This window comes from Chryseobacterium sp. CBSDS_008, from assembly GCF_049959325.1.
GTDB lineage: Bacteria > Bacteroidota > Bacteroidia > Flavobacteriales > Weeksellaceae > Chryseobacterium.
Genome location: NZ_CP188202.1, coordinates 1,680,498 through 1,697,106, shown reverse-complemented (window position 1 = coordinate 1,697,106; position 16,609 = coordinate 1,680,498). Strand labels below are relative to the sequence as shown.

Below are 16,609 nucleotides of genomic sequence, written 5' to 3'. Positions count from 1 at the left end.
AATTTTGAGCAATTTAAATTTGTGAAATGAACGTGTAATGCACGGTTTGTGCATTAGAAAATCTTTGAAAAAATATCTTCTATTTTTTGATATATTTTATTTGTTCTATTCGGTTTAAAATTATTTTCTTTCAAACGTCTAATAGAACGTGGAATACTATTACTATAATTAAACCCAGTTTCATTTTCATTTTCGGGTTCAAAACATCTTCCAATTTTTTCCGTAAGTAAAGAGATTGTGCTATTGTTCAAATATGTATCAGAAAATCCACATATATTTTTTAGAAAAATTACTAAACTATCCCAATCAATTCCTTTTGTTGATAATGGTAACCACACAATTTTATTTTTAATTTCCTTCAAAGAAGTTTCAGTAAAAATCAGTTTAAAATCTTCAAAATTCATTTTCTGAATAATATTTTCTTCTTCTAATAAAGATTGTATATTCCTTAATTTTGGAATATCATAAGTTGAGTTGAAAGTTTTGTTTTCAGAAAAAACCTCATCAACTGAAATTTCTTTTTTATTTTGTGATTTAAGAAATATCAGATACTTTATGTAATCATACACATAAGACAGTTCAATAGCGAAATATTGTAGTGTTGTAGGAATTACAACATCAATAAAGTTTAAATCTGAGAAAACATTAGGTTCTCTTTCTTTAAACTTTATGTAGTTATATACATCTACACTAACTCCTGTTTCCTTAATTCTATCTTTTGTTGAATTTTCTTCAAATCTTATAAACTTTTCACGACTGACATTTGATTCAAAAAAACGTTTTGTAAGTTGTTCAAAAGGAACTGTTTCAAAATTATATTTCTTCGGATTATTACAGTATTCCTCATAACATTCTTCAATAATAAAGTTTAAATATTGTAGTTTCTCCGTTTTATGTTCTGGAATTAGAGATATAACAGGATTTACTTCCTCATTGTTCTCATTATAGATTGTGAATTCATATTGAAGTTTAAACAGAGAAAGATTATTATTTTTCCAAAATAATAATTTCTCTCCGTAATCTTCAATTTCACAAAATTTATTTTCAATAGATTTAATATAATCTTTAGTCTGTGGTTTACTATTTACTAATTTTAACCAAACTGCTCCTCTATCAAATCTAAGTTTTGATTCTAAATATTGCTGTTCTTCAAAAGAATCCATTAAATTGTATTTCTACAAATATAAATCAGGAATTTTAGATACTGCGTCTATTTTCTTTTTATCAATTACTTTTCCATAGATTTCTGTGGTTTTCAGATGTCGGTGTCCTAACAGTTTACTAACGGTGTAAATATCTGTATTCATTGTTAGTTGTAGTGTAGCAAATGTATGTCGTGAACTGTGATAAGTAATGTGTTTATCAATTCCTGCGTCCTTTACCCATTTGTGTAATTTTTTGTTGTGGTAGGCACTGTACGTTAAATTCTCAAACAATAATACATCATCATCTTTTCTTTCTCCAAGAAGTTTTACAGCCTGTTCACTTATCGGAAGATTCTCTACTGCTTTAGTTTTCTGTTGTGTATATTTTAAAATCCAACCATTTTCAGAATCGTAGTAGAGATTTTTCCACTTCAAAGATTTCACATCAGAAAATCTCAATCCTGTAAGTGAACTAAAAATAAATGATTGTTTCAAAATGGGTATTTCACAATCTGTTTTTACTAACTTTTGTAATTCTTCCAAAGTAAGATACTCTCTATTGGTTTCTTTCTCCTTTATCGTTTTAACTCTTAATATTGGATTCTCAGAAATCATTTTATTTCTATGAGCTTCTTTCAACGCCGTTCTTACCTTATTGAAGTATGATAACGCCGTATTCTGTGATAATCTTCCTCCGTTATTTGAAATTTTTTCTTTCAAAAGATATTCTTTAAAATTCTCTAAGAATGTTTCATCTATTTTGGAAATCTGAATATCTACCCCTTTACAAAAAACGGTTAAATGTTTCAATGTACTAAACCAATTTCCGTGTGTCCCTTTTGAATCATATTTCTTTTCAACCAATTCATTAAAGTAGTTCAGAAATCCAATCTTACCACTCACACTACTTACAAATCCATGTTTTCTCGAATTAAATTCCAACACCTTTTGTGCTTTTATTGATTCAGCAAGTTGCCAAGTTTCCTTGTTGTGGTCTTTTTCTATTATATTCTTAGGTTTATCATAAAGATATAAACTTAACCAATCTGTTAGTCTTTTTTTGTTTTCATCAATATAAAGTAAGTACAGACTGTTCATTTTTACACGTCCTTTCTCAATACTTTTTTTACTTAATTGCCCCTCTCTTGTTCTTAAATAAACTCTCATTTTCTTAGGTTTTGTTACGAATTATGATGTAACATTCCCCCTATGCCAGTTCGGAGACAACAGTAAACGTGCGGTATCAACCTAATTACATAGATTTGTAAATTATTAGTTCACTTTCTATTAGTGAAACTAACCACATTCTAACAGCTGTTAAGTGGGTGTGGTTTGTATTGATTACTTACCTAATTTTAAACACAAAAAAATCCAAACTTATCGTTTGGATTCTCTTTACATTGTTAAATAAATTTTCGACCACCTCAATTGTAAGGTGGTGTAAAGTCCTTACTTTTATTTTTAAATTACAACAATTCTGTAAACTTATTTTTCTCTTTGTTCTCCACATTAAATGAATCTTCGATATAAATTTCATCGTAATTGTATTTTCATCATCGAGAACACATCTAATTTTTTGTTCTATATTATCATTTGATATTTATTATAGTTGATAAAATTGAAAATCAACTACTAAATTTTAAACCTCATAGCAGTAAACTCCTATTCGTATTAAAATCTACTACTTAATTTTCTTTAACCTCCCTAAAAATTAGTGATTTTCGGCTGAATTCCTTTTTTTATCTATGTTATTTGTTGTATTTACTACTATTTTACTGTTTAAATTCACTACTACTACTACTACTACTACTACTACTACTACTACGTATAAAATATCCTCTTTATAATATCTCCTATATTATATATAACATATACTTATATAATATATTCATATTCAATGGTATATATTATATACATATACGCAACTACATTTAACAAAGAATAATTAAGTTAACAACCAACTCAACCAACTATTAAGAAAATAACAGTTAAACACCATTTACGGTTTTTAAAGAAGTTACAACATATTAAATGTGTTCATCTGTATAATTCCATTAAAAATACATTTAAAACCATTTATGAGTTTATAACATTGTAAAATTTGAATGTTTGAAGAATTATCTCAACTGATATTACTCAATTCTGATTTCAAAAGAAAATATTTCTTCCCTACACGGATTGTTTTTAGTTCTCCGTTTTTAATCAATTTTCTGATTGTAGATTCAGAGATATTCATTAACAAACAAACTTCCTTTATAGTGAGATATATTTTCTTCTGAACATCTTCAATAGAAACCACTTTTAGTTGTTTCAGTTTTACCTCCGTTTGGAATTCCTCTTTTGATTTTCGTATTTTTTCTTCCTTTACTTTTTTCTTATAATCTTTTTGATTACAACTGTGAGTACAATACTTTGTAGAGAATGTTTTAGCAATGAATTTCTCTTTACAGAAGATACAAATCTTCTCAATCCTAATGTTACTGCTCATTTGATACTTTCCGATTTTCTATATGTTAATAATCTCTCCCTGTATTTAGCGGTATTTGCGTGTATCTACGATTATTTACCTTTTAAATTTCTCTTAGAGTATCCTAAAATTCATTTTTTTAGAGATTAAAAACAACGGAGTATCACATTTAGTGGTATAAAATATGTCAACAAATGTCAGAAAATGTCAATTAACACTTTCTGTTTTTCCTTTATTAATGCGGGTTGTATTATTGTATTATGATGATTAGAAATCAGCGATTACTTTCCAATGCAAAACTTAGAGAAAATATTTCCCAGCACCTCGTCATTGGTCACTTCCCCGGAAATTTCTCCGAGATGTTCCAGGGCGTTTCTAAGCTCATATGCCAGTAATTCCGTAGAGATCTGGAAAGAGATCGCTTCTTTTACTTTATGAACGGCATCCAGAGACTTTTTCAGAGCTTCGAAGTGACGTTGATTGGTGATGACAACATTATTTTCTTCTGATTTTAAATGCTCAACATAAGATGAAAGTTCATTGGTAAGATCCTGGATATTTTGGTTTTCAACTGCAGAAATCTTAATGAAATCAAACTCGTGAGAAATGGCATTTCTAAAGATGCCCTCTACCGATTCGTATTTTGTAGGAGTAACTTCATCTATTTTTGTAGCACAGATGATCAGTTTAAGATCTTCTCTCAAAAGAGACCGGATCATTTCAATGTCTTCAGAAAAGTTTTCTGTAGCAGCATCTGCCAGATAAACCAGAATATGGGCATTTTCTACTTTTTCTTTAGCCTTCTTTACCCCAATGGCTTCAATTTCATCCACCGTTTCACGAAGTCCGGCAGTGTCAATCAGCCGGAAGGCGTGTCCTTTAATATGGAGCACTTCCTCAATCGTATCTCTTGTGGTTCCTGCAATATTGCTTACAATCGCCCTTTCTTCCTTCAGAAGAGAATTCAAAAGAGTAGATTTTCCGGCATTTGGTTTTCCGATGATGGCAACGGCAGTTCCGTTTTTTATGGCATTTCCGTATTGGAAACTTTCAATCAGGGAGTTTAATTTTAATTCAATTTTATCCAGTAATCCGGTCAGAGCAGTTCTGTCTGCAAACTCTACATCTTCCTCAGCAAAATCAAGCTCCAGCTCAATTAAAGAAACGAAATTTAAAAGATCAGTTCTTAACAGAGATATTTCATTGGTAATTCCTCCTTTCAGTTGATTGATGGCAACCTTTCTTGAAGCTTCATTCTCAGAAGCAATCACATCTGCAATTGCTTCTGCCTGCGAAAGGTCAATTCTTCCGTTGATAAAGGCGCGGAGTGTAAATTCTCCTGCTTTGGCCATTCTCGCTCCGTTTTTAATAAGAGTTTCCAGAATACGTTTTCCGATATGTGGAGACCCGTGAAAAGCAATCTCTACAGAATTTTCGGTAGTGAAACTTTTCGGTGCCAGAAAGATGGAAAGCATTACTTCATCAATAGCCTCTTCCTCATCCATAAAATAACCGTAATGAATGGTATGGGACTTCTGTTTTGCCAGGTTTTTAGCCGGAAAATTTTTCTGAACTACAGATAAAGCCTCATTTCCTGAAACTCTGATGATGCCTAAAGCACCTATTCCATTGGCCGTAGCCAGTGCACATATCGTATCGTTATTCATGCTGCAAATTTACGGTTTTTAATATAAATTCTCATTGAGGTCTGTTATTCAGATTATCTATCGTTTCATCATTTGGATATTTGTACTGTCAATAGGAATGCTCTAAAATGCATTCTTTTATTAAACTATACTTTAATTATTTAGGAAAAGTAATATTTGAATTTAAATAATATGAAATAATTGTTTTAAAATAAAACTACATTTTTAAGTTGTAACAATCTGTTATATAGTATTTTAATTCTGTTTTCGAGGGTGTTGGAAAATACACGGTATGGTGAAGCATTCTGTAATTTTATGAAAATTAAACACATATTTGGTATGTTAATTGTTGCATAGTCGTTCCGTGATATTGAAAATTTAAATATTTTTTATTTAATTAATAATAATCTGTTAAAATATTGTAAATGTACATGAATAATTTATTTTTTTTAAATTTTAATAAAAAAATGGCTTTTTTATTAATGCTTGCCCTGGGTGCTGTGGCCTATGCCCAGTGTATTCCTTATACGGGGCAGGCCATGACAAGTGGAAATACCTATTGTCTAAACGGAACGCTGAGTGTAAGTACGAATATTAGCATTCCGAACGGAGCAGCACTTATCATTCAATCCGGACAGCTGCAGTCTAATAGTATTCAGGTTGATGGGGTTTTAGAAATTGGGGATGGAGCAAGTGTTCAGTCTACAGGGACTGTAAAAGTAGGATCTTTCGGCTCTCAGAAAAATTCAAAAATTAAGCTGGGAACCAAATCATTCTTATCGTTGGTGGGCTCGGTAATTCAGGAAGATCCAACCTTTGGCGGCTTTTTTCCGGGAACAACTTCGGTGATCGAGATGGGAACAAGCAGCGTAGTGGAGATATGCGGAACGTTTACCCAGCAGTCTACCACCTATCCGTCAGTTGAATATGTAGGCGTTCCTACCGGTAAGGCTTACTGTATCGCCAAAGCAGATGTAAGTGGAGGAGGGGGTGCTTCCATTATCAGTGATGACAGTCAGATCGTAACTATTGCTATGGGAACTGTGACAGGTTTGGGAATGGGAAATTCCAGCTTCTGCGGACCGAATGCAACAAAAGCAATGTGCCCGTCTCTCTGGCCTGAAGGCTTGTCGGAAGATAAAACAAGCTGTGGGAACGCTCCGGTAATCATTGATGATATCGACGGAGTATGTACTAAGCCTGCAACTCCCGGAACCCCTGACGGATATACCAGGTTTGGAATTACTGTACAGCAGAAAAGCAATGCATGGCCGGAAAATATCCCTAACGGATTTTTAGCCATGGAATCAAAGAATAAAGGATTTGTTATTACCAGAGTTCAGCATGTCAGTCAGACGCCGCAACCCGGGGATGCCATTGCAGATCCGAAGGAAGGAATGCTTCTTTATGATATTCAGGATAAATGCATAAAGCTTTACAACGGAACTGAATGGAAATGTGTACAAAAAAGCTGTAATGATTAATATAACCGTAAATAGTATGAAAAATATAAAAAATATAAGTATAGCAGCGGCTCTGTTTGTTTTTAATTCATTTTTTGCCCAGGTTGCGATTGGCAAACAGGTAGTGGATGGAACCAGTACTGTCCTGGATTTTGATAATATATCCGGAAATACAAAAGGACTGATTCTTCCGGCTACCTCAGGGCTGCCCACAGGATCTTTGGTGAACGGAACATTCATCTTTGATAAGACAGACAATATCGTGAAAGTATATGAGAATGATACTTGGAAATCCTTATCAGAGGCTGGGAATTCAACTGCGGTTATTGTCAACAATTCCGCGGAGTCGGGTAAAGGAGTGATTATGGGAGAACCTTCAAGTACTGCAGATGGAGTGCTGGTTCTGGAATCTCAGAATAAAGCAATGATTCTTCCAAAAGTGGCAGCACCACATCTTAACGTTAAAAATCCTTATCCGGGTATGATCTGCTATGATACATCCAGTAAAACGCTGGCTGTATTTGATGGCTCAGTCTGGAATTACTGGAAATAGTTAAAATAATAAAAAGAGGCTGTCTCAGAAACCAGATTCAGCTTTTGTTATTGGCTTCGTCGAATCTTCGATTTCTGATGCGGTAAGAATCTTATTGATAATTAATTATAGCAGGTTCTTCACTGCATTCCTGTGCTCAGAATGACACTTTTGAGATAGCCTCTTTTTTATTTCCTGTTTTAAACAATCTGAGCACTTTCCTTAATGCTGTTCATTACAAAAATACTCTTGGTCTGGCCAATTCCTTCAATTTCTGATAGTTTGTTCACAAAAAACTCATGGAACTCATCCATATTGGGAGCCAGGATCTTCAGCATAAAATCAAAATCACCACTGATGTTGTAAAACTCTACAACTTCCTTCAGTTTCCCAACTTCCTCAATGAATTTTCCCGCCGTTTTTTTGTTATGAACATTTAAAGCGATCATACAGATCACCATCATTCCCTTATTGACTTTTTTACGGTCTACCACAGCAGTATATTCTTTAATGATTCCCTGTTTTTCCATACGCTTGATGCGTTCGTGGGTAGGTGTGGGACTCAAATTGATTCTTGCCGAAATATCACGGACACTCATCTTGGCGTCTTTCTGCAGAAGACGGAGAATAGATAAGTCTTTTTCATCGGGGATATAATTTTCAGTTGCCATTTTGTTCTGTTTTTATAGATTGATGTAGGGTGAATCAGGTATATTGTTCTTTTATTTATTGTAATTTTTTTATATCGTTCCAAATTTAAGGTTTAATTTTTATATATGTTCTGTTAATTTTAATTTTGCAGGAAATTTGAAATATGGATACAAGGAAGAATGTAATATTAATTTTAGCATCGGTAGGAACATTTGTGGAGGCTTTGGATATTGCCATTATTAATTTAACAATTCCTTCTATTCAGCAGCAGTTTCAGATTGGAGCAGAGACGGTTCAGTGGCTGCAGACACTGTATGTGCTTTTCTTTGGCGGTTTTCTGATCATTGGCGGGAAACTTTCGGACCAGATCGGAAGAAAGAAAATGTTTTTACTCGGAGCGCTGATTTTTATGATGACTTCATTGGGTGCAGGATTGTCCCACAACTTTGAGGTGCTGGCAATATTCCGGGCTTTGCAGGGGTTGGGTGCTGCATTGGTAATGCCGTCAGCATTATCTATTGTAACGAATACATTCAGAGAAGAGCAGGAAAGAAACCGCGCTATCGGAATTTTCAGTTCGTTTGCTGCAATCGGTTCCGGAAGTGGCCTTTCAGTAGGAGGTATTATCAGTACTTACCTTAGCTGGCACTGGGTTTTCCTGATTAATGTACCCGTTCTTCTCATCACATTGATGCTGTCATATTATTATCTGCCTGCAGATGAGAAAAATGAAACGGCACAGAAAACAGATGTGGTTTCAGGAATATTGATGGTATCCGGGCTTTTAACCCTGACTTACGGAACCCATGAATTGCTTCATATTAAAGAACAGCCTTTCCTGGTAGCAGGCTCTTTAATTCTGGCATTAGTACTTCTTGTTATGGTGTATTACCGCTTGAAAGCAGTTGCGGAGCCTTTGGTAGATTTAAAACTGTTTAAACACATGTCTTTAGTGATTTCCAATGCGGCATTCTTTACTTTGGGAGCCTTTTTTATCGGGTTTTTATTCCTGATTTCACTGATGCTTCAGAAAGATATGGGGTACAGTGCAGCTTCTGCAGGATTAATGCTTGTTCCGTTCAGTATCATATCTGCTTTAACGGCAAAATTCATTCTGCCGCAGGTCTCAAAACGCCTGGGTTCTTCTCAGATGGGTATTGCAGGATGGTCATTCATGCTGGTAGGCGGATTATTATTGCTGATCTCTGTATATACCGGGCATCCGCTGACAATGGTTTTATTGGGAGCGGCATGCATTTCGGGAATAGGAATGACGTTTTGTTTTACCGCGCTTTCAGTAATGGGAATCCAGGATGTAGAACCCTCAAACTACGGATTGGCATCAAGCTTGAGCTCTACAAGCTACTTTTTGGGTGCCGGAATTGGGCTTTCATTTATGACCTTGATGAGCCAGGTTTTTCCCTCAGAATTTTCCGTGGGAAGCCTGAATCTGATAATCTTGATCAGTTACGCTTTGTTGGCGCTCGGCATGTTATTCTATTTTATATTGAAAAGCTTAAAAATAAATAATGCAGAAGTTGCTGTTTCATAATAAACAGTCTTAAAAATATACAAACTATATGGTGAAAGAACCGGTGCTTAGGTGTCGGTTCTTTTTTTTGGTTTTTTTTTACCCGAAATGATAAGGTAAAATTGAATCTGCTTCGTCTGTAATGATGAATCAGGTTTTTAATCCATTATCATTATGAAGACAAATATACAGGAGGGAATCATTCTTATTCCGGATTTCAGCGGATTTACCGAATTTGTATTCAATACAAAATTGTATACAGGTGAGTATATTGTGCGGCAATTATTGTCTACTCTGATTGATGTGAACGATCAGTACTTTGAAATTTCCGAGATTGAGGGAGATGCCATTTTATTTTACCGTTATGATAAAAATCCGTCCTACCAGAGTATTTCGAAAATACTATGGAAAATGAGAAGCGCCTTCAACAGAAAAATAGAGGAGCTGAGTAAGAGTTTAAGCACAAAAATTGATCTGGCTCTCAAGTTTATTGTTCATTATGGCTCTTTTTCGCAATACAATATTGGAAATTTCAGAAAACTCTATGGAAAAACGATTGTGGAAGCCCACCAGCTATTGAAAAACGGCGTGGCAGAACAGCCTTCCTATGCCTTGTTCAGTCATTCTTTTCTGGAAAGCAGTAAAAGACAGAAATCTGATTTTAATCAAGACCCGTTTCATCTTCCTGAAGTAGGTGTTATTCATTATTTTGAAAATGCAAACTAGTATATATTTAATCCTTGTAAATTTGCTATTGCTATCGGACCCGGGTGAAATCCGGTTTTTTTTATTGAAGTTCTCTTTTGAAACCTGATGATGATCAATTTGTTTTCAGATACTGTAAATAAAAGCTTCAGGTACTAACGATGAATTTTAAAGTTTTTCTGTAAAAAAAATAAATTACGGATGCAGAGTGTTTTTAAGAATAATTGGGATCAAAGTGATTTATTTTATCTTGCTTTATTGAAAAATGTGTAGTGTTTTTTAATTTATGTTTGAAAATCGTTCAGGTTATCTTATTGTGAACTAGGTGTTTATTTTATTTTTTTAAATTTTTGATGTAACAAATATGTGAATATAGTGGTCTTATAGAAAAACTATAATTCACATGAAAACAATTATATTTCCAATAGCAATAGTAGCAGGCTCACTAGCAATGGCCCAACAGGCCGCAACGCCGGCTGCAAAAGATACTGTAAAAGGAAATGCAAAAGAAATAGAAGCGGTTACGCTGGTTGCCAGAAAACCGACAGTAGAATCCAAAGTAGACAGAACGGTATTTAATGTAGCGAATAGTGCAATTCTGGCAGGAAATACAACATGGGATGTGCTTAGAATGACACCGTTGGTGAGCATTGATAATAATGATGAGGTAAAAGCTGAAGGACAGATGGTTACGGTGTATATCAATGACAGAAAGTCTGTTTTTACAGGGAAGGAGTTGAAAGAGTATCTTAAAACAATTCCCGCCGATAACCTGATGAAGATTGAAGTGATTACCAGCCCGTCTTCCCGTTATGAAACTTCTGGTTCCGTAATCAATATTGTCCTTAAAAAAAGGGATGATGAAGGATTGAAAGGAAGCATCTCTCTGAACAACAGACAGAGCACCAAAAATTCACAATACACGAATTTTAACCTGAATTACCATAAGAAAAAATTTACCCAGACTTTTATAGGAGGGTATAATAACGGAAATTACGTTCAGAAGATGCAGACCTGGGATAACCGGTATGAAGGGAATAAGCTTACCCAATTCAATCTGGAAAATATCATGAGAAATGAAAGTCCCTCCCTTTCTTCTACTTCGGAGTTTGAAATCAATGATAAAAATAATTTCGGACTTGTTTTGGAATATTCACAGAACAGGAGTTTACTTTCAGCAGAATCTGAAGGAATGACTTCAAAAGACGGAGATCCCGGTGAATCTTTCCGCCAGAGCCAAAACAACTGGGGATTCAGCCGAAATCTGGGTACTAACGCTTTCTATAAATATTATGATAAAGAAAAGAATACAATTTTAGATATTAATATAGGAACCAATTACTCCGGTAATAACAATGATAATTTAATTGATAAGCAAATTGATAAACAGGGAATAAAGACAGATCAGCAGCTTGGAGTGATCAGTTCAAATCAGATGCGTAATTATTACCTGAAAATTGATTATACACAGTCTTTGGGTAAGTCGGGCGGTACTATGGAAGTAGGTGGTAAAACAGAAATTAACAATCATGTTATCCCCAACAGCCTTTATGGATTCAGTATTAATGATCCTGCATCTGAATATTATAATCTATCTAAAAACGACAGATTTCACTATGAAGATAAGCTGAGCTCTTTATATGCCAACTACAGCAAAACTTTTTTTGAAAAGCTGGAAACCAGAATCGGAATCCGTTACGAATATATTGATTATAAAGTAAGACAGGATGTGGCAGGTACAGAAAGAAGAGATTCTTACGGAACTTTTCTTCCCAATCTATTGCTGAAATACAATTTTTCAGAGAAATTTGATCTGAGTCTTACCTATAACCGAAGCATCTGGAGACCATGGTATTCTGAATTTAATCCTTTCCTGATGCCTGAAATTAACGGGACATACTCCAGAGGAAATCTTTATCTGAATCCGAATCCCAATGACCGGCTTTATCTGAAGTTAGGAATTCTGAAGAAGTACTTTATTTCTGCAAGATATATGCACACGAATCAGGATTATTGGACGACTTACGTAACGGAAAACGGAAGGACGGTTTCGTTACCTGGAAACTTCGACGGGAAGGTTGAAAAATACTACCTTTTTGCCAACACGAATCAGAACTTCCTGAAAAATAAACTGAACGTGAATGCCGGATTTGGATGGTACTATATTAATAATAAAGATTTTAATGAGAAAAATAAGTTGGGGGGCAAAGATTATGTCAGTTACTGGGGAGCTTCCGCAAATGTCTCTTACACGAATCTGTTCAATAAAAACATTAATATAAGTGCATGGATGGAGCTTGCCAATCAGAATAACGGAAACTCTTATGCGAATAATACCAACGTATTTCATAATATTTCAGTCACCAAAATATTTCCGAAAACCCAGATGGAGCTGAGCATGCAGCTGATGAACATCTTTAAAAGACCTTATGGTGATAACACCACGTATAGTCCGGACGGAACGTTCAGAGAGTATTCAAAATGGGACTGGTACGGTGTTTCTCTTACTTTTGTAAAACGTTTTGGGAATCAGAAGGTAAAAGAAAATACAAAAACCGATGTAGAGAAAAATGGCGGCGGCGGAAAGTAATTCAAGATTTGTTAGATAAAATAAAAGCAGGTTTCAAATTGAAATCTGCTTTTTTTAGCTTGAGTTCGGAAGTGAAAAGATCCATCTTTAATATTTGTCTTAAAAAAATCTGTGTAATCTCTGTGATCTGTGGGAAAAAAGAATAAATTTTTAACGCAAAGTTTTTATCTGAATTTCTTATTATTTTAAGACAGCAAAGGTTTGAATCAATGAAATTGATTCTTTCTAAGCGTGCGTACAATCAGAGCCTTTCTTAAGTAACAAAGTTGCTTTCATAGCTCCCTAAAAATATTACTTTTTTATTTAAACTTTGCGTTAGAAAAACTTGAACGGATTTAGCAGCTCTCAAGAAATCTGGAAGTAATAAAAAACAGACCCCAATTCGGGATCTGTTTAATTCAACCAAATAAATTATTAAAATATGAGATATTCTTTTTTGAGCGGATACTCTCAAATTGAATTTCCCATTTATTTAAGGGTAAATTTCACTTTCGTTTTAATAGCATCGGAAGAATTTCCAATCAGCGCTTCAAAATCTCCCGGTTCAGCGACCCAATCGTGTTTTTGAGCATCAAAATAGCTTAAAGCCGTTTTATCAATGGTGAAAGTCACTTCTTTTTGCTCTCCAGGATTCAGATACACTTTTTCAAAACCCTTCAGCTCTTTGGCAGGACGCGGAACCGATGATTTTACATCACTGATATAAAGCTGCGCCACTTCAGCACCTGCTTTTTTACCTGTATTTTTAACGGTTACAGTAAAGGTAATTTTACCATCCTGTGAAATCGTGGTCTGGTCTGCTTTTGCTTTTCCGAATTCAAAAGTGGTATAGCTCAATCCATGTCCGAAACTGAACAGCGGCTTTATATTTTTGGTATCATGCCAGCGGTAACCTACAAAAATGCCTTCGTTGTAAGTGATATTGATAGGGTTTTTCTGGTCTTTCCCTTTTCCTGCTGCCAGTTCATCCTTCTGTCCCGGATATTCTCCCAGCTGATGAGCTGAATTGTCCTCAAGCTTTACAGGAAACGTAAACGGAAGTTTTCCTGAAGGATTGGCGTCTCCTGCTAAAATGGCGGCAATGGAATTTCCGGCTTCAGAACCAAGATACCAGGCCTGTACAACCGTTGGGACCTCTTTAATCCACGGCATTGCCACAGCATTTCCGGAAACCAGAACAACGGCAAGATTTTTATTGGCTTTCGCAAGAGAAGAGATTACATGATCCTGATTATATGGAAGTCCGTAGCTTTTTCTGTCGTTTCCTTCACTGTCCTGGAAATCTGCTTTATTCAGTCCGCCTACGAAAATTACATAATCTGATTTTTTAGCCAATTCTACAGCTTCATTCAGTAATTCGGCTTCAGAACGGTTATCTTTTAAATCCTGTCCGGATTTTACTCCGTTGTATTCACCTCCGATATCACCCACATACCCTCTCGCATACTGTACGTCCGCCTGTTTTCCGAATCTGGATTTGATTCCGTCTAAAGGAAGCGTTTCATATTTTACTTTTAATGATGAAGAACCTCCGCCAACAGTCATTATTTTGATGGCATTTTCTCCGATAACGGCTATCTTTTTAGCCTTATTAATATCAATCGGAAGAACATTCCCCTGGTTTTTTAATAAAACGATTCCTTCTTCTCCGATTTCTTTGGCAACCGCCTTATGCTCTTCAGAAGCAATATTTCCGAAAGGCTTGTTGCGGTTCATCGTAGTTTTATAAGCAAGACGAAGCAGTCTTGTTACTTTATCATCAAGTTCTTTGGTTCCTACTTTTCCTGCTTTAATCAGATCAAGGTAAGGTTTTGCCAGATAATAATTGTCATAGGCATTTTTCGTTCCTGCAGAAAGTCCGTTCGTCCATGATCCGAATTCAAGGTCAAGGCCGTTATGAATAGCCTGTTCCGTATTGTTTACAGCACCCCAGTCGGATACTACTACGCCTTTATAGTTCCATTCTTTCTTTAAGATATCATTTAAAAGATACTGGTTCTGGCTGGCATACTGACCTTTGTACATATCATATGCTCCCATGATCGTCCATGAATCTCCCTCTGTTACCGCTGCTTTGAAAGGTGGAAGATAAATTTCATAAAGCGCTCTGTCATCCACATTCACATTACTGGTATGACGGAACATTTCCTGATTGTTTAAAGCATAATGTTTCACAGAAGTTGCCACACCGTTCGATTGTACCCCTTTGATATAGGGCACTACCATTTTTGAAGTCAGATAAGGATCTTCACCCATGTATTCAAAATTTCTTCCGTTCAATGGAGTTCTGTAAATATTCACTCCAGGTCCCAGAAGGATATCTTTTTTTCTGTAGCGGGCTTCTTCACCCAGAGCTTTACCATAGTTCCATGACATTTTTTTGTTCCAGGTTGCAGATAAAGCAGTCAGGGCAGGGTAGGCGATAATAGAATCGTTGGTCCATCCGGCCTGATCCCATTCGTCCCACATTACTTCAGGACGTACCCCGTGCGGGCCATCTGTGGTCCAGAATTCAGGAATTCCTAATCTTGGAACCCCCGGAGAACTGAATTTCGACTGTGCGTGAAGCATAGCTACTTTTTCTTCCAGTGTCATTCTTGATAATGCATCCTGAATACGCTGTTCTACAGGTTTGGATTCATCTAAATAAACGGGTATGGTAGTATTGGTCTGAGCCATATAAGAAGCAGAAATAAAGATGAATAAACTTATAATGACGGTTTTCTTTAACATAATGCCTTTCTGTTTGATTAAAAACAAAAGTAAAGAAAATTTTTATTATCTCAAATTGAGAAAATAAAAATTTAGCAAATAAAAAACTGCCTGATTATTTACAGACAGCTCATTATTCAATTTTTTATTTATAATGAAGAAAAAATAAAGAGAATCTTACGGTGAAAAGTAAAACTCCGAATCCCGAAATCCCGTATCTCAAAATCCTGAACCCCGGAACTCAAATTCTTTCACTCTAAAACTCTCAAGCCCTCCAACTCATCAGTTCCATCCTTTCACAGCACCTCCTTTGAAGATTTCTTTGGCTTTCTTTTCCACTTCCGGAGACTGATAGGCTTTTACAAAGTTTTTTACCTTCTGGCTGTTTTTATTATCCTGTCTGGCAACCACCAGGTTCACATACGGGGAGTCTTTATCTTCAATTAGGATACCCTGTTTTTCCGAGTCTAATCCTGCCTGAGCTGCAAAATTGTTATTGATAATCCCAACCACAACGTCTCTGTCTTCCAAAACCCTTGGAATCTGGGCTCCTTCAATTTCCATGATTTTAAGCTGCTTCGGGTTTTCTGTAATATCCGTTACTTTGGGTAGAAGTCCGACACCGTCTTTCAATTTCAACAAACCACTTTTCTGCAGAAGAAGTAAAGAACGTCCTCCGTTGGTAGGGTCATTGGGAATAACCACTGTGTTGCCTTCCTGCAGCTGACTGATATTTTTAATCTTTTTTGAATAGGCTATAATAGGGTAGACAAATGTATTTCCTACAGGAACAAGATTGTAACCTCTCTGCTTGGACTGTTCTGTTAAATAAGGAAGATGCTGAAAGGCATTGGCATCAATATCTCCGTTAGTCAATGCTTCATTGGGAACGACATAATCGTTGAAAGGGATCAATTCCACTTCCAGATTGTATTTTTCTTTAGCCACTTTTTTTGCCACTTCGGCAATTTCCTGCTCCGGGCCATACGTAATTCCTACACGGATAAAGTTCGGATCATCCTTTCTTCCCGAACAGGAACTGAAAAGCAATATCCCCGCAGCCAATAAACCAAAAATCTTTATTTTTTTCATTCTATTTTTTATTTTAAATGGTATTAAGGTAAAAGATAAATGAACTCTCATACGCTCAAACCCTCAAACCCTCCA

Annotated in this window: 12 protein-coding genes; 5 read left to right on the top strand and 7 right to left on the bottom strand. The window is 35.5% G+C overall.

The window, feature by feature from the left end; translation table 11 throughout:
* Positions 1 to 53: 53 nt before the first annotated feature.
* The 4 genes from ACP3T3_RS07540 to mnmE form a co-directional block, all read right to left on the bottom strand.
* Positions 54 to 1,163 (bottom strand): hypothetical protein, encoded by a 1,110-nt coding sequence (locus tag ACP3T3_RS07540; RefSeq protein WP_426479293.1) that lies wholly within the window; start codon positions 1,161 to 1,163, stop codon positions 54 to 56.
* A gap of 12 nt (positions 1,164 to 1,175) precedes the next feature.
* Positions 1,176 to 2,312, bottom strand: coding sequence for a tyrosine-type recombinase/integrase (locus ACP3T3_RS07535; RefSeq protein WP_426479292.1), 1,137 nt, complete (start codon positions 2,310 to 2,312; stop codon positions 1,176 to 1,178).
* 955 nt (positions 2,313 to 3,267) lie between these two features.
* Complete coding sequence (locus ACP3T3_RS07530) at positions 3,268 to 3,633, bottom strand: helix-turn-helix domain-containing protein (RefSeq protein ID WP_426479291.1); 366 nt, start codon at positions 3,631 to 3,633, stop codon at positions 3,268 to 3,270.
* 260 nt (positions 3,634 to 3,893) lie between these two features.
* The gene (mnmE, locus tag ACP3T3_RS07525) at positions 3,894 to 5,279 is read right to left on the bottom strand and encodes a tRNA uridine-5-carboxymethylaminomethyl(34) synthesis GTPase MnmE (protein WP_426479290.1); all 1,386 of its coding nucleotides are present in this window, start codon (positions 5,277 to 5,279) and stop codon (positions 3,894 to 3,896) included.
* Positions 5,280 to 5,725: 446 nt separating this feature from the next.
* On the opposite strand from mnmE, the gene ACP3T3_RS07520 reads away from it, so the two are divergent.
* Positions 5,726 to 6,742 carry a hypothetical protein gene (locus ACP3T3_RS07520; RefSeq protein WP_426479289.1) on the top strand — a complete coding sequence of 339 codons (1,017 nt, stop codon included), beginning with the start codon at positions 5,726 to 5,728 and terminating at the stop codon, positions 6,740 to 6,742.
* Positions 6,743 to 6,758: 16 nt separating this feature from the next.
* A complete protein-coding gene (locus ACP3T3_RS07515) occupies positions 6,759 to 7,274 on the top strand; it encodes a hypothetical protein (RefSeq protein ID WP_426479288.1) in 516 nt (171 codons plus the stop codon).
* Positions 7,275 to 7,453: 179 nt separating this feature from the next.
* On the opposite strand, the gene ACP3T3_RS07510 is transcribed toward ACP3T3_RS07515, so the two are convergent.
* Positions 7,454 to 7,924: an Lrp/AsnC family transcriptional regulator gene (locus ACP3T3_RS07510; RefSeq protein WP_034696927.1), complete on the bottom strand. Its 471-nt coding sequence runs from the start codon at positions 7,922 to 7,924 to the stop codon at positions 7,454 to 7,456.
* A 143-nt stretch (positions 7,925 to 8,067) separates the two neighbouring features.
* On the opposite strand from ACP3T3_RS07510, the gene ACP3T3_RS07505 reads away from it, so the two are divergent.
* The 3 genes from ACP3T3_RS07505 (at position 8,068) to ACP3T3_RS07495 (ending at position 12,730) form a co-directional block, all read left to right on the top strand.
* Positions 8,068 to 9,456 (top strand): MFS transporter, encoded by a 1,389-nt coding sequence (locus tag ACP3T3_RS07505; RefSeq protein ID WP_426479287.1) that lies wholly within the window; start codon positions 8,068 to 8,070, stop codon positions 9,454 to 9,456.
* Between the two features lie 153 nt (positions 9,457 to 9,609).
* Positions 9,610 to 10,161 (top strand): DUF2652 domain-containing protein, encoded by a 552-nt coding sequence (locus ACP3T3_RS07500; RefSeq protein ID WP_426479286.1) that lies wholly within the window; start codon positions 9,610 to 9,612, stop codon positions 10,159 to 10,161.
* A 382-nt stretch (positions 10,162 to 10,543) separates the two neighbouring features.
* A complete protein-coding gene (locus ACP3T3_RS07495; protein WP_426479285.1) occupies positions 10,544 to 12,730 on the top strand; it encodes an outer membrane beta-barrel protein in 2,187 nt (728 codons plus the stop codon).
* Between the two features lie 468 nt (positions 12,731 to 13,198).
* Here ACP3T3_RS07495 and ACP3T3_RS07490 read toward each other — a convergent pair whose 3' ends face one another.
* Entirely contained in the window at positions 13,199 to 15,409 is a 2,211-nt protein-coding gene (locus ACP3T3_RS07490; RefSeq protein WP_426479951.1) for a glycoside hydrolase family 3 C-terminal domain-containing protein, read from the bottom strand.
* Positions 15,410 to 15,724: 315 nt separating this feature from the next.
* A complete protein-coding gene (gene metQ, locus ACP3T3_RS07485) occupies positions 15,725 to 16,534 on the bottom strand; it encodes a methionine ABC transporter substrate-binding lipoprotein MetQ (RefSeq protein ID WP_426479284.1) in 810 nt (269 codons plus the stop codon).
* Positions 16,535 to 16,609 lie beyond the last annotated feature (75 nt).

Excerpts from the sequence above, each read along its gene's own strand:
- ACP3T3_RS07490 (WP_426479951.1), bottom strand. The coding sequence starts at position 15,409 with ATGGCTCAGACCAATACTACCATACCCGTTTATTTAGATGAATCCAAA.
- ACP3T3_RS07540 (WP_426479293.1), bottom strand. The coding sequence starts at position 1,163 with ATGGATTCTTTTGAAGAACAGCAATATTTAGAATCAAAACTTAGATTT.
- metQ (WP_426479284.1), bottom strand. The coding sequence starts at position 16,534 with ATGAAAAAAATAAAGATTTTTGGTTTATTGGCTGCGGGGATATTGCTT.
- mnmE (WP_426479290.1), bottom strand. The coding sequence starts at position 5,279 with ATGAATAACGATACGATATGTGCACTGGCTACGGCCAATGGAATAGGT.
- ACP3T3_RS07535 (WP_426479292.1), bottom strand. The coding sequence starts at position 2,312 with ATGAGAGTTTATTTAAGAACAAGAGAGGGGCAATTAAGTAAAAAAAGT.
- ACP3T3_RS07505 (WP_426479287.1), top strand. The coding sequence starts at position 8,068 with ATGGATACAAGGAAGAATGTAATATTAATTTTAGCATCGGTAGGAACA.
- ACP3T3_RS07530 (WP_426479291.1), bottom strand. The coding sequence starts at position 3,633 with ATGAGCAGTAACATTAGGATTGAGAAGATTTGTATCTTCTGTAAAGAG.
- ACP3T3_RS07515 (WP_426479288.1), top strand. The coding sequence starts at position 6,759 with ATGAAAAATATAAAAAATATAAGTATAGCAGCGGCTCTGTTTGTTTTT.
- ACP3T3_RS07510 (WP_034696927.1), bottom strand. The coding sequence starts at position 7,924 with ATGGCAACTGAAAATTATATCCCCGATGAAAAAGACTTATCTATTCTC.
- ACP3T3_RS07500 (WP_426479286.1), top strand. The coding sequence starts at position 9,610 with ATGAAGACAAATATACAGGAGGGAATCATTCTTATTCCGGATTTCAGC.
- ACP3T3_RS07495 (WP_426479285.1), top strand. The coding sequence starts at position 10,544 with ATGAAAACAATTATATTTCCAATAGCAATAGTAGCAGGCTCACTAGCA.
- ACP3T3_RS07520 (WP_426479289.1), top strand. The coding sequence starts at position 5,726 with ATGGCTTTTTTATTAATGCTTGCCCTGGGTGCTGTGGCCTATGCCCAG.